12 protein-coding genes are annotated in these 12,977 nt (G+C 54.8%); 6 read left to right on the top strand and 6 right to left on the bottom strand.

The window, feature by feature from the left end; all coding sequences use genetic code 11:
• Positions 1-54 precede the first annotated feature (54 nt).
• The 3 genes from uxaC (at position 55) to AC1MKH_RS21270 (ending at position 3,603) form a co-directional block, all read left to right on the top strand.
• On the top strand, positions 55-1,467 hold the full coding sequence (gene uxaC / locus AC1MKH_RS21280) for a glucuronate isomerase (RefSeq protein WP_276220830.1): 1,413 nt from the start codon (positions 55-57) through the stop codon (positions 1,465-1,467).
• Between the two features lie 14 nt (positions 1,468-1,481).
• Positions 1,482-2,969: a UxaA family hydrolase gene (locus AC1MKH_RS21275; protein WP_276220828.1), complete on the top strand. Its 1,488-nt coding sequence runs from the start codon at positions 1,482-1,484 to the stop codon at positions 2,967-2,969.
• A gap of 82 nt (positions 2,970-3,051) precedes the next feature.
• Positions 3,052-3,603: a YgjV family protein gene (locus tag AC1MKH_RS21270; RefSeq protein WP_276220826.1), complete on the top strand. Its 552-nt coding sequence runs from the start codon at positions 3,052-3,054 to the stop codon at positions 3,601-3,603.
• A gap of 18 nt (positions 3,604-3,621) precedes the next feature.
• On the opposite strand, the gene sstT is transcribed toward AC1MKH_RS21270, so the two are convergent.
• From sstT to AC1MKH_RS21245, 5 genes are all read right to left on the bottom strand, one after another.
• A complete protein-coding gene (sstT, locus tag AC1MKH_RS21265; protein ID WP_276220824.1) occupies positions 3,622-4,866 on the bottom strand; it encodes a serine/threonine transporter SstT in 1,245 nt (414 codons plus the stop codon).
• 214 nt (positions 4,867-5,080) lie between these two features.
• Positions 5,081-6,049, bottom strand: coding sequence for a TerC family protein (locus tag AC1MKH_RS21260; RefSeq protein WP_231826169.1), 969 nt, complete (start codon positions 6,047-6,049; stop codon positions 5,081-5,083).
• Positions 6,050-6,336: 287 nt separating this feature from the next.
• The gene (locus AC1MKH_RS21255) at positions 6,337-7,335 is read right to left on the bottom strand and encodes a Gfo/Idh/MocA family protein (RefSeq protein ID WP_276220822.1); all 999 of its coding nucleotides are present in this window, start codon (positions 7,333-7,335) and stop codon (positions 6,337-6,339) included.
• Between the two features lie 81 nt (positions 7,336-7,416).
• The gene (locus tag AC1MKH_RS21250; protein ID WP_276220820.1) at positions 7,417-8,109 is read right to left on the bottom strand and encodes a SanA/YdcF family protein; all 693 of its coding nucleotides are present in this window, start codon (positions 8,107-8,109) and stop codon (positions 7,417-7,419) included.
• Between the two features lie 92 nt (positions 8,110-8,201).
• Positions 8,202-8,693 (bottom strand): M48 metallopeptidase family protein, encoded by a 492-nt coding sequence (locus AC1MKH_RS21245; protein WP_276220818.1) that lies wholly within the window; start codon positions 8,691-8,693, stop codon positions 8,202-8,204.
• Between the two features lie 83 nt (positions 8,694-8,776).
• Between AC1MKH_RS21245 and rlmG the strand changes: the two genes are divergently transcribed.
• The 3 genes from rlmG to AC1MKH_RS21230 all read left to right on the top strand — a co-directional run bounded on the left by rlmG (position 8,777) and on the right by AC1MKH_RS21230 (position 10,853).
• Positions 8,777-9,913 (top strand): 23S rRNA (guanine(1835)-N(2))-methyltransferase RlmG, encoded by a 1,137-nt coding sequence (gene rlmG / locus AC1MKH_RS21240; protein WP_276220817.1) that lies wholly within the window; start codon positions 8,777-8,779, stop codon positions 9,911-9,913.
• A gap of 212 nt (positions 9,914-10,125) precedes the next feature.
• Positions 10,126-10,440 (top strand): type II toxin-antitoxin system HigB family toxin, encoded by a 315-nt coding sequence (locus tag AC1MKH_RS21235; RefSeq protein ID WP_276220814.1) that lies wholly within the window; start codon positions 10,126-10,128, stop codon positions 10,438-10,440.
• Positions 10,437-10,853, top strand: coding sequence for a helix-turn-helix domain-containing protein (locus AC1MKH_RS21230; protein ID WP_276220812.1), 417 nt, complete (start codon positions 10,437-10,439; stop codon positions 10,851-10,853). The genes AC1MKH_RS21235 and AC1MKH_RS21230 overlap by 4 nt, the downstream gene beginning before the upstream one ends.
• Positions 10,854-10,910: 57 nt before the next feature.
• On the opposite strand, the gene AC1MKH_RS21225 is transcribed toward AC1MKH_RS21230, so the two are convergent.
• Complete coding sequence (locus AC1MKH_RS21225) at positions 10,911-12,929, bottom strand: NADPH-dependent 2,4-dienoyl-CoA reductase (RefSeq protein ID WP_276220810.1); 2,019 nt, start codon at positions 12,927-12,929, stop codon at positions 10,911-10,913.
• Between the last annotated feature and the right edge of the window lie 48 nt (positions 12,930-12,977).

Raw genomic sequence — 12,977 nt, 5'->3', positions numbered from 1 at the left:
AACTTTGTCAGCATTACAGATAAACATCTGACCACTCGTGAGAGGAAGACGATAATGACCCCGTTTATGACTGAAGATTTTCTGTTAGATACCGAATTTGCCCGCCGTTTGTACCACGACTACGCAAAAGATCAGCCGATTTTTGACTATCATTGCCACCTGCCGCCGCAGCAGATTGCTGAAAACTACCGTTTCAACAACCTGTATGACATCTGGCTCAAAGGCGATCACTATAAGTGGCGCGCCATGCGTACCAACGGTGTCGCCGAGCGCCTGTGCACCGGCGATGCGTCTGACCGCGAAAAATTTGATGCGTGGGCGGCGACCGTGCCACACACCATCGGCAACCCGTTATACCACTGGACGCACCTCGAACTGCGCCGTCCGTTTGGCATCACCGGCAAGCTGCTTTCCCCGTCTACCGCTGACGAAATCTGGAACGAATGCAACGAACTGCTGGCGCAGGATAAGTTCTCCGCGCGTGGCATCATGCAGCAGATGAACGTGAAAATGGTCGGCACTACCGATGACCCGATCGACACGCTGGAACACCACGCGACCGTAGCCAAAGACAGCACCTTCTCCATCAAAGTGCTGCCGAGCTGGCGCCCGGATAAAGCGTTCAACATTGAGCAGGCCACCTTCAACGACTACATGGCGAAACTGGGTGAAGTGTCTGACACCGATATCCGTCGTTTCACCGACCTGCAAACCGCGCTGACCAAACGTCTCGATCACTTCGCCGCCCACGGCTGTAAAGTGTCCGACCACGCGCTGGACGTGGTGATGTTCGCCGAAGCGAGCGAAGCCGAGCTGGATAGCATCCTGGCGCGTCGTCTGGCGGGTGAAAGCCTGAGCGAGCGCGAAGTGGCGCAGTTCAAAACGGCAGTCCTGGTCTTCCTTGGCGCAGAATATGCCCGTCGCGAATGGGTACAGCAGTACCACATTGGCGCGCTGCGTAATAACAACCAGCGTCAGTTCAAACTGCTGGGCGCGGACGTCGGTTTCGACTCCATCAACGACCGTCCGATGGCGGAAGAGCTCTCTAAACTGCTGAGCAAACAGAACGAACAGAATCTGCTGCCGAAAACCATCCTGTACTGTCTGAACCCGCGCGACAACGAAGTGCTGGGCACCATGATCGGTAACTTCCAGGGCGAAGGGATGCCGGGCAAAATGCAGTTCGGTTCCGGCTGGTGGTTCAACGACCAGAAAGATGGCATGGAACGTCAGATGACTCAGCTCGCACAGCTGGGCCTGCTGAGCCGTTTCGTCGGCATGCTGACCGACAGCCGCAGCTTCCTGTCTTATACCCGTCACGAATACTTCCGTCGCATTCTGTGCCAGATGATTGGCCGCTGGGTTGCTGCGGGCGAAGCGCCGGCGGATATCAACCTGCTGGGCGAGATGGTGAAAAACATTTGCTTTAACAATGCGCGTGACTACTTCGCCATTGAACTGAACTAAGGTCTGGGGTTGATATGCAATACATCAAGATCCATGCGCTGGATAACGTTGCGGTAGCATTAGCGGATTTGGCTGAAGGCACGGAAGTCACGGTCGACAACCAGACGGTAACGCTCCGTCAGGCGGTAGCGCGTGGGCATAAATTCACGTTGTGCCCTATCGCCAAAGGTGAAAACGTCATTAAGTATGGTTTACCGATTGGCCATGCGCTGGTGGATATTGCCGCGGGTGAACATATTCACTCACACAATACGCGTACCAATCTGAGCGATCTGGATACGTATAGCTATCAACCCGAATTCCAGCCTGAAGCGGCGCAACCGGCAGATCGCGATATCAACATTTATCGTCGCGCTAACGGTGACGTTGGGGTGCGTAACGAAATCTGGATCCTGCCGACCGTGGGCTGTGTTAACGGCATCGCGCGTCAGATCCAGACTCGCTTCCTGAAAGAGACCAATAACGCCGAAGGTACCGACGGCGTGCATCTCTTCAGCCACACTTACGGCTGCTCTCAGCTGGGCGACGACCATATTAATACCCGTACCATGCTGCAAAACATGGTGCGTCACCCTAACGCGGGTGCGGTGCTGGTGATTGGTCTTGGCTGTGAAAACAACCAGGTTGATGCCTTCCGCGAAACGCTGGGTGATTTTGATGCCGACCGCGTTCACTTTATGATTTGCCAACACCAGGACGATGAAGTGGAAGCGGGGATTGAGCATCTCCATCAGCTGTACAACGTAATGCGTAACGACAAACGTGTACCGGGCAAGCTGAGCGAGCTGAAGTTTGGCCTCGAGTGCGGCGGTTCCGACGGCCTCTCCGGGATCACCGCCAACCCGATGCTGGGTCGCTTCTCCGACTACGTGATTGCCAACGGCGGCACCACCGTGCTGACCGAAGTGCCGGAAATGTTTGGCGCGGAACAGCTCCTGATGAGCCACTGCCGTGACGAAGCCACGTTTGAGAAACTGGTCACCATGGTCAATGACTTCAAGCAGTACTTCATTGCCCATGATCAGCCTATCTACGAGAATCCATCACCGGGTAACAAAGCCGGTGGCATCACCACGCTGGAAGATAAATCGCTGGGTTGCACGCAAAAAGCGGGCTCCAGCCAGGTGGTGGACGTGCTGCGCTACGGCGAGCGTCTGAAAACGCCGGGTCTGAACCTGTTGAGCGCACCGGGTAACGATGCGGTTGCGACCAGCGCGCTGGCGGGTGCGGGCTGTCATATGGTGCTGTTCAGCACCGGTCGCGGTACGCCTTACGGCGGTTTTGTGCCGACGGTGAAAATCGCCACCAACAGTGAACTGGCGGCGAAGAAAAAACACTGGATCGACTTCGACGCGGGGCAGCTGATTCACGGCAAAGCAATGCCGCAGCTGCTGAACGAGTTCGTTGATGTGATTGTTGATTTTGCCAATGGCAAAGAGACCTGCAACGAACGCAATGATTTCCGCGAGCTGGCGATCTTTAAGAGCGGCGTCACATTGTAATAAAAATGTGATCTGATACGATAAAACGGCGTTTCACTTCCTGAAACGCCGTTTTTTTATGGTGTTCAATAAGGACTTCTCCATGACTGCGTATTGGCTCGCCCAGGGCGTAGGTGTACTCGCGTTTTTAATCGGTATCACCACCTTCATCAATCGCGATGAACGGCGCTTTAAGTTTCAGCTCTCCCTCTACAGTGCGACCATTGGGGTGCATTTCTTCCTGATGGGGGCTATCCCGGCGGGGATGAGCGCCGAACTCAACGTCATCCGTACCATTATTTCGGTATACACCCGGCGCATCTGGGTGATGTTTGTGTTTATCGCGCTGACGCTTACCCTGGGGCTAAGCAAGCTGCATCACGCGATGGAACTGCTGCCGATTGCGGGTACGGTTGCCAGTACGTGGGCGCTGTTTCGTTGCAAAGGGTTGTCGGTGCGCTGCGTGATGTGGTGCTCTACCGCCTGCTGGGTTGCCCATAACTTCTGGCTCGGTTCGATTGGCGGCACGATGATTGAAGGGAGCTTTCTGGTGATGAACGGCCTGAATATAATCCGCTTCTGGCGCATGCAGCGGCGCGGTATTGACCCGTTTAACGTCGAGAAGAAAGTACAGAAAGAAAGCCCCTCCGCCTGACGGCGAAGGGGGAAACGATTAGCTGCGCAGGGCGTCTTTCGCCAGGCGTGCATCTTCTGCCTGGCAAACGGCAGCGGTGAACATCACGTCGGTAGAGGAGTTGATCGCGGTTTCGCAGGAGTCCTGCAATACGCCGATGATAAAGCCGACAGCCACCACCTGCATGGCGATTTCGTTCGGAATGCCGAACATATTACAGGCCAGCGGGATCAACAGCAGTGAACCACCCGCCACACCCGATGCGCCGCAGGCGCACAGCGATGCCACCACACTCAGCAGCAGCGCCGTCGGCAGGTCAACCGGAATGCCCAGCGTATGCACCGCCGCCAGCGTGAGCACGGTAATGGTAATTGCCGCACCAGCCATGTTCACGGTCGCACCCAGCGGAATGGAGACCGAGTAAGTATCGCGATCCAGATTCAGCTTCTCGCACAGCGACATATTCACCGGAATGTTCGCCGCAGAACTGCGGGTGAAGAAGGCGGTCACGCCGCTTTCACGCAGGCAGGTAAAGACCAGCGGATACGGGTTGCGCCGGATTTGCAGCCATACCAGCAGCGGGTTGATCACCAGTGCCACCACGGCCATACAGCCGACCAGCACCAGCAGAATTTGCGCGTAGCCCCACAGCGCGGAAAAACCGGTGGTGGCGAGGGTAGAAGAGACCAGGCCGAAAATACCCACGGGTGCAAAGCGAATCACCACCTTCACGATAAAAGTGACCGCGTTGGACATATCGTTGACCAGGTTTTTGGTGGTGTCGTTGCTGTGACGCAGAGCGAAGCCCAGGCCCACGGCCCACACCAGAATACCGATGTAATTTGCGTTAATCAGCGCATGAATCGGGTTGGCGACGATACTCATCAGCAACCCGTGCATCACCTGCACAATGCCTGTTGGCGGGGTAATATCCGTCGCCCCAGTCGTGAGTTGCAGTGTGGAGGGGAACATAAAGCTCACCACCACGGCTGTTAATGCCGCAGAGAAGGTCCCCAGTAAATACATCCACAGAATAGGGCGGATATTGGTTTTTTGCCCCTGTTGATGGTTGGCGATTGAGGCCATCACCAGCGTCAGTACCAGCACCGGCGCGACCGCTTTCAGTGCGCCAACAAACAGCGTACCGAGCAGGCCCGTGGCTTCCGCCGCCGGTTTTGAAATTAACGCCAGTGCGATGCCCAGCACCAGACCAATCAATATTTGTTTTACCAGACTTCCCTGCACCAGGCGGCGAAAGAAGCTGGAAGACGGAGATGTCGTCATGAATGTATTCCTTCCAGTGATGTAATGTGCCATCCCGGTTACGAATTATTTGTCTCGTTTATGTCAGGATGTAAAAAAATGTTTGCCTGGTTGAGTATAAGGAAAGTTGGCCGGCGGGGAAGCGTAAAATGCTGGAATTTACGCGGTGCATCATATTTTTTAACTTTAGTTTCACATTGATGCCGGGCAGCGTACTGCTGCCCGGCTAAACGGCTTAGGCCTGCTGGTTCTTTTTATCGTGCTGGTGATTCACCCAGGCGTTGATCACTAACGTCAGCACCAGGATGCCGCCCACCACGCCCAGCGATATCGCAATAGGGATATGGTAGAAATCGACGATCAGCATTTTGATACCGATAAACACCAGGATCACCGCCAGACCGTATTTGAGCATCGAGAAGCGCTCTGCCACGCCCGCCAGCAGGAAGTACATCGCGCGCAGGCCGAGAATGGCGAACAGGTTAGAGGTCAGTACGATAAACGGATCGGTGGTGACCGCGAAGATGGCCGGAATGCTATCGACGGCGAAAATAATGTCGCTGAACTCGACCAGAATCAGCACCAATAACAGCGGCGTCGCGTAGATAACGCCTTTCTGGCGCACAAAGAAGTGCTCGCCCTCTATCTTATCAGTCATGCGCAGATGCCCGCGCAGCCAGCGCACCAGCGGTTTATCGCCAATACCGCTCTCATCTTCTTTCGCCAGCGCCATCTTGATACCGGTAAACAGCAGGAACGCGCCGAACACATACAGCAGCCATTCAAACTGGGTAATCAGCCAGCTTCCGGCGAAGATCATGATTGTACGCAGCACGATCGCGCCTAATACGCCATAAACCAGTACGCGGCGTTGCAGCGCTGCCGGAACCGAGAAGTAGCTGAACAGCATCAACCAGACGAAGACGTTATCGACGGCCAGCGATTTCTCAATCAGATAACCGGTAAGGAAGGCGAGCGCCTGCGGATCGGCCACCGCGCGACCCTGTGTCTCAGCCAGATACCACCAGAAGGCAGCGTTGAACAACAACGAGAGCGTGACCCAGACGATAGACCAGGCCGCAGCCTGTTTCATGGTCATGGCGTTAGCGCCGCGTCGGCCCTGCAACATCAGGTCGATGGCTAACATGATCACGACGACGACAGCGAATCCGCCCCACAGCAACGGTGTGCCGACACTATTCATAGATATTTTCCTTACGCATAAAAAAACGGCTAACGTCGGAAGACGGCAGCCGCTGCTTTTTCTATGCATAGACCTCGCCTTCCGGCAAGGTCTCACTTACAACAAAAAGTATGCACTTCAAACGGTTGCCCGAAGGTGCATACGTTTTATTGCCCGGCGACCGGATACGGTTTTTCACGTATCGTAATGACGATCCACCGGCAAGGAAGTTACTCCCCTTTGCGGGTTACAAAATATTACAGGCCATCGACGACGTCAATGACCTGTAACATCCGTTTTACATAGCTTTACGCAGGCACCTGCTCGCTAATGTCATCCGCAGGGAAAGTGACGCCAGTCTGGCGGCGAATCTCCGTTTGCAGTTTCGCGGTTGTACGGCTGACAGCAAGCCCCGGATGATTCACTTCATTGGTTTCGACCAGACGGGCAAAGACCTCTGCTTCATACAGCATAGTATTAATATGCTGAGGCTGAGTGAGATCCTGCGCTTTGCCACCGCGCGGCACGAAGGTGACTTTCTGGCACTCGGAGATTTTCTCGATGACCAGCGACCCGTCTTCGCCCTGGATTTCGCTCGGCAACACGGAATCACTGACTTTTGAGTGCTGCAACGTAACGCTGAAATCGCCATAGTCGAGCACCACCAGACCATGCGCATCCACGCCGCTTTCCAGCAGGCTCGCTGACGCCTGCACACCGTGCGGTTCGCCCCACAGCGCGACCGCTGAGGCCAGGCAATAAAAACCGATATCCATAATCGAACCGTTAGAGAACGCCGGATTAAAGGTATTTGGGTTTTCACCGTCGAGATAGCGCTGATAGCGGGACGAGTACTGGCAGTAGTTGATAAGCGCTTTACGCACCTTACCTACCTTGCTTAACGACTGCTGTAAAAGCAGGAAATTAGGCAGGCTGGCGGTTTTAAACGCTTCGAACAGTACGACCTGATTTTCGCGCGCGGTTTCAATCGCCGCTTCCACTTCACGCAGGTTTGACGCCAGTGGCTTCTCACAAATCACGTGCTTTTTATGGCGTAAGAAAAGCTGTGTTTGCGGGAAATGGAACGAATTTGGGCTGGCGATATACACCGCATCAATGGCATCGCTTTGCGCCATCGCTTCAAGCGAAGTAAAAAGGTGCTCGACGGGATAATCGTTGGCGAAGGTTTGAGCCTGCTCAAGGCTGCGGGAGTAGATAGCGGTGAGCTTATATTTGCCGGTCTCGTGGGCGGCATCGACAAACTGTTTGGTTATCCAGTTTGTACCAATGACTGCGAAACGTATCATAGACGCTGACGTGCTCCATAAAAGGGGATCTTCCTTCAATGTAGCACGCTGGCATGACAAAATGAGTGCGCAGTAACGCACTTATTTAGTGGCGGGGCAACCGTGCTCGCTGTTCGGGCCAATCATCACCGTGGGGCCGAGATACCTGGGCTGACGGTGGAGTATTTTGGCATCAATGACCGCGCTGACGCGGGCGAGCTTTTCGCGCAGGCGCACCAGTTTGCCGCGGCCTTGATCCAAATCCTGAGCGTTAAAGCCGATGGCATCAATGCCATATTGTTTCGCCAGCCAAATGGCGCGTTGATTATGAAATTCTTGCGAGATAATCGTGATGTTATTTTCGCCAAAGACTTTATTGGCGCGCACGACGGAGTCGAGGGTGGAGAACCCCGCGTAGTCACAGAAGATAGCACTGGCGGGGACGCCTTTGGCGATCAACGCCTGCTGCATGCCGGAAGATTCATCGTAATTTTTACGACCATTATCGCCGCTCACCAGCAGCCATTTCACTTTTCCGGAATGAAATAATGCCGCTGCTGCGTTAATCCGTCGGGCGAAGTAATTGTTGCCCGGTTTGGCCCCTAACAGCAGGCCTACATTGCGCGCAGGTATTGCATCGACGTCATTCCATGTCAGTTGCTGGCTTGCTTTGACTATCTCCCGGTTGGCGAAAAAAATCATAGCAATAGCCGCAAAGAGCAGAAAACAGACGAACCTGAACATGCGTCGAGAGCAAAAAAGGTGACGGAGAAAACGGGCTAACACGCGCAGCATTGATCGTTATCCTTAACGAAAGCAGGGGAAAGTCGATTGTAGACGTTAGTGGGTAAATTCATAACGATCGGCGATCGAATTCAGATTTTGTCTTAACCCAACGACATCTGTGTCAGCCACAGCCGGGTATCAAACTCCAGCTGGTGGTACTGCGGTTCCATGTGGCAGCAAAGCTGATAAAACGCTTTGTCGTGCTCTTTCTCTTTCAGGTGCGCTAATTCATGCACCACAATCATGCGCAGAAACGGCTCTGGCGCATTGCGAAAAACGGTGGCGACGCGAATTTCCGCTTTAGCTTTCAACTTCCCACCCTGAACGCGCGAAACGGCAGTATGCAGGCCCAGCGCGTTTTTCAGCACGTGGATCTTATTGTCATACATCACCTTATTAATTGGCGGCGCGTTGCGCAGAAACTGGCTTTTGAGATCCTGCGTGTATTGCCAGAGCGCCTTATCGGTGGCGAAATCGTGCGTGCCGGGGTAGCGCTTTGCCAGCACGGCACCCAAACGCTGTTCGGCGATAAGCGTGCGCACTTGTGCCAGCAGGTGTTCCGGGTAGCCCTGGAGATAAGTTAGTTGCGTCATCACAGCCCCAAATCGGATTAAAAAGTGTATACTCACGCACCCTTTTCAGGGATAACGCCAAATTTTACCATTCTGGAGGGCCGATGAGCCACATAGACAACGGTTTCCGTTCACTGAACCTGAAACGTTTCCCGGAGACGGACGACGTCAACCCGCTACAGGCGTGGGAAGCGGCGGATGAGTATCTGCTGCAGCAGTTGGACGACACCGAAATCAACGGCCCGGTCCTGATCTTCAATGACAGCTTCGGCGCACTGAGCTGCGCGCTGGCGGAGCATAAGCCGTACAGCATTGGTGACTCTTACGTCAGTGAGCTGGGTACGCGTGAAAACCTGCGCCATAACGACATTGACGAATCCAGCGTCAGATTCCTCGACAGTACCGCGGAATATCCGTCTGCGCCAGCCGTCGTGCTGATCAAAATCCCAAAAACGCTGGCTCTGCTGGAACAGCAACTGCGCGCGCTGCGCAACGTCGTTACGCCGCAAACGCGTATTATCGCTGGTGCGAAAGCCCGCGATATTCACAATTCCACGCTGGCGCTGTTCGAGAAAATTCTCGGCACTACCACCACCACGCTTGCGTGGAAGAAAGCGCGTCTGATCAACTGCACCTTCACGAAGCCGGCGCTGGCAGACGAATCGCAGATCCTGAGCTGGCCGCTGGAAGGCACCTCGTGGACCATTCATAACCACGCGAACGTCTTCTCTCGCACCGGTCTGGATATCGGCGCACGCTTCTTTATCGAGCATCTGCCGGAAAACCTGGAAGGTGAGATTGTTGATCTCGGCTGCGGTAACGGGGTGATTGGCCTGACGTTGCTTGCGAAAAACCCGGAAGCGACGGTGGTGTTTGTGGATGAATCACCGATGGCGGTGGCCTCCAGCCGCCTTAACGTGGAAAGCAACCTGCCGGACGCCATCGACCGTTGTGAATTTATGATCAACAACGCGCTCTCCGGCGTCGAACCGTTCCGCTTCAACGCGGTACTGTGCAACCCGCCGTTCCATCAGCAGCATGCGCTGACTGATAACGTGGCATGGGAAATGTTCCACCACGCGCGTCGTTGCCTGAAAATTAACGGCGAGCTGTATATTGTGGCTAACCGTCACCTCGACTACTTCCACAAGCTGAAGAAGATTTTCGGCAATTGCACCACCATCGCCACCAACAGCAAGTTTGTGGTGCTGAAAGCGGTGAAGCTGGGGCGTCGTCGTTAAGGCGAATCCCTCACTCCGGCCCTCTCCCATAGGGAGAGGGAGCAAAACCTCCGCTTCTGGAAGCGTGCTCGCAGCATTAAAATTCTACATCTCCCTTCTCTTGTATCGCTCTGTTTGAAGCGTAATCTCACTTCGCCCTGATGACGTAACGTATTGCCAATTTGGCAACATGCGTTATGATATTGCCAATTTGTCAACGGAGTTGATGAAGAATGCACCTGATAATACAAAAAGCATTGAAAGATGCGGCCGAAAAATTTCCGCAGCATGCGCTGGAGATCCTCGCGCTGGGGAGGGTGGTTTCGAAAGGATACTTCAGGACGCCCGAGGCACTAAAGGGGCTTTTCCCCTCTCTGGGTAATTTTAAATATCTGGATAAACATTATGTTATCGACATTGGTCGGAACGAATTACGCGTTATTGTGATGATTTTTTTTGATTCGCAGAAGTTCTATGTTCGGCAGGTGTTCACGCATAAAGAGTACGATAGGTTTACAGCAGAGCATCGAGGAAGGGGAAAAAGATGATGGTCATTTCTAAAGTACTGAAGGCAGGTGAAAAGCTGACACAAGCCGCTCCTTTTTTGGCCGGTATCCAGAACGATGAACAGCATAAAGAAGCGCTCCTACTGATTGAGCATCTGTTACTGAACGATCCCGATAACCCGCTTGTGGACCTGGTATGCGCAAAAATTACGGCCTGGGAAACCTCAGCACCGGAGTTTGCTGAATTTAATGCGAGGCTTGAAGCGACGCCAGCAGGCATTGCGGTAATTCGTACGTTAATGGATCAGTACGAATTAACGTTATCCGATCTTCCTGAAATCGGCAGCAAATCGATGGTATCCCGGGTTCTCAACGGGCAGCGAAAGCTAACTCTTGAACACGCGAAAAAGCTGGCGGCCCGTTTTGGTATTTCACCGGCGTTGTTCATTGATTAAGGCGTCGCTGCCTTAACATTACGCACAATCGGTTCCCTCTCCCTGAGGGAGAGGGTGTCAAATCTCCAGCGCCAGCCGTGTCCCCTGCGCGATTGCCCGCCGCGCATCCAGCTCCATTGCTACATCGCAGCCGCCAATCAAATGCACGGTTTTCCCGCTTTCCGCCAGCGGTTGCGCCAGCGCGCGCTGCGGATCTTGTCCGGCGCAGATCACCACATGATCGACCCTCAGCACCTGCGCTTCATCGCCGATCGTGATATGTAACCCTTCGTCGTCGATCTTCTGATAACTCACCGCCGGGATCATCTTCACGCCGCGCGACAGCAGCGTTGCCCGGTGGATCCAGCCGGTGGTTTTGCCAAGCCCATCACCGGGTTTACTGGCTTTACGCTGAAGCATCACTATTTTGCGCGGGCTCTTCGGCAGCATTGCGCCTTCCGGGCGCAGGCCGCCCGGCTGTTGCAGCGTGGTGTCGATGCCCCATTCCTGGCAAAATTCGTCAATATTTTGACTGGTAGAAATGCCTGGCTGACTTAAATACATCGCGGTATCAAAGCCAATGCCGCCGCAGCCGATAATCGCCACCGAATTTCCCACCGCAACCTTGTCACGCAGCACCTGGAGATAGGTCAGCACTTTGGGATGGTCGATCCCGTCAATTGCGGGCATGCGCGGGACGATCCCGCAGGCGAGGATCGTTTCGTCAAATGCCTGCAGATGATCCGCCGTGACCCGATGATTCAGTTTGAGCGTTACGCCCGTGACGTCGATCATACGGCGGTAGTAGCGCAGCGTTTCGTAAAACTCCTCTTTGCCGGGGATCTGTTTGGCGATATTAAACTGCCCGCCAATTTCGCTATGCGCATCAAACAGTGTGACCTGATGCCCGCGCGCGGCGGCGTTAATGGCAAATGCCAGCCCGGCCGGGCCCGCGCCGACGACGGCGAGATTTTTCTTTTTTAGCGCCGGGACAATCGGCATTTTGGTTTCATGACAGGCGCGGGGGTTCACCAGGCAGGAGGTGACTTTGCCCATGAAGATCTGATCGAGACACGCCTGATTGCAGCCAATACAGGTGTTGATCTCGTCGGCGCGGCCCGCCTGTGCTTTTGACAGCAACTCCGCATCAGCGAGGAACGGGCGAGCCATCGATACCATGTCGGCATCGCCGCGCGCCAGAATATCGTCCGCGACGCCAGGATCGTTGATGCGGTTGGTGGTCACCAGCGGGATCGTGACACGGCCTTTGAGCTTGCGCGTGACCCAACTGAATGCCCCGCGTGGTACCGGCGTGGCGATGGTAGGGATCCGCGCTTCGTGCCAGCCAATGCCGGTATTAATGATCGTCGCCCCCGCTGCTTCAATGGCCTGCGCCAGCTGCACGGTCTCATCAAATGCGCCGCCACCTTCCACCAGGTCCAGCATCGACAGACGGAAAATGATGATGAAATCTTTTCCCACGCGCTCGCGTACTGCGCGAATAACCTCCACAGCAAAACGCATTCGGCGCGGATAGTCGCCGCCCCATTCATCGTCGCGATGGTTGGTGCGCGCCGCCAGAAATTCGTTAATCAGATAGCCTTCCGAGCCCATCACTTCCACGCCGTCATACCCGGCTTCCCGCGCCAGTTGGGCACAACGGGCGAAATCATCAATCAGCGTCAGGATTTCATCGTGGGTTAACGCATGCGGCGTAAAGCGGTTGATCGGCGCCTGAATGGCCGAGGGCGCCACCAGATGCGGCTGATAACTGTATCGCCCGGTGTGCAGAATTTGCAGGGCGATTTTGCCGTCCTCCTGATGCACCGCATCCGTCACCAGCCGATGCTGAGGGAGCTGGCTGGCGTCACTCAGCACCGCACCGCCTTCCATACCGACGCCGGAAAGCGCCGGTGCGACGCCCCCGGTGACAATCAATGCCACGCCGTGACGCGCACGTTCGGCATAAAACGCCGCCAGCCGTTCGGCCCCGCTGGGATGCTCCTCCAGCCCGGTGTGCATCGAGCCCATCAGAACGCGGTTTTTAAGGGTAGTGAAGCCCAGGTCCAGCGGGGCGAACAGCGACGGATAGCTCATAAGATTGTCCAGTATGTAAAATTATTGTTATGTGGTCGGATGAGTTTA

The organism is Pseudocitrobacter sp. CD920760 (genome assembly GCF_057782505.1).
This window is presented reverse-complemented; position numbering and strand designations above follow the sequence as displayed.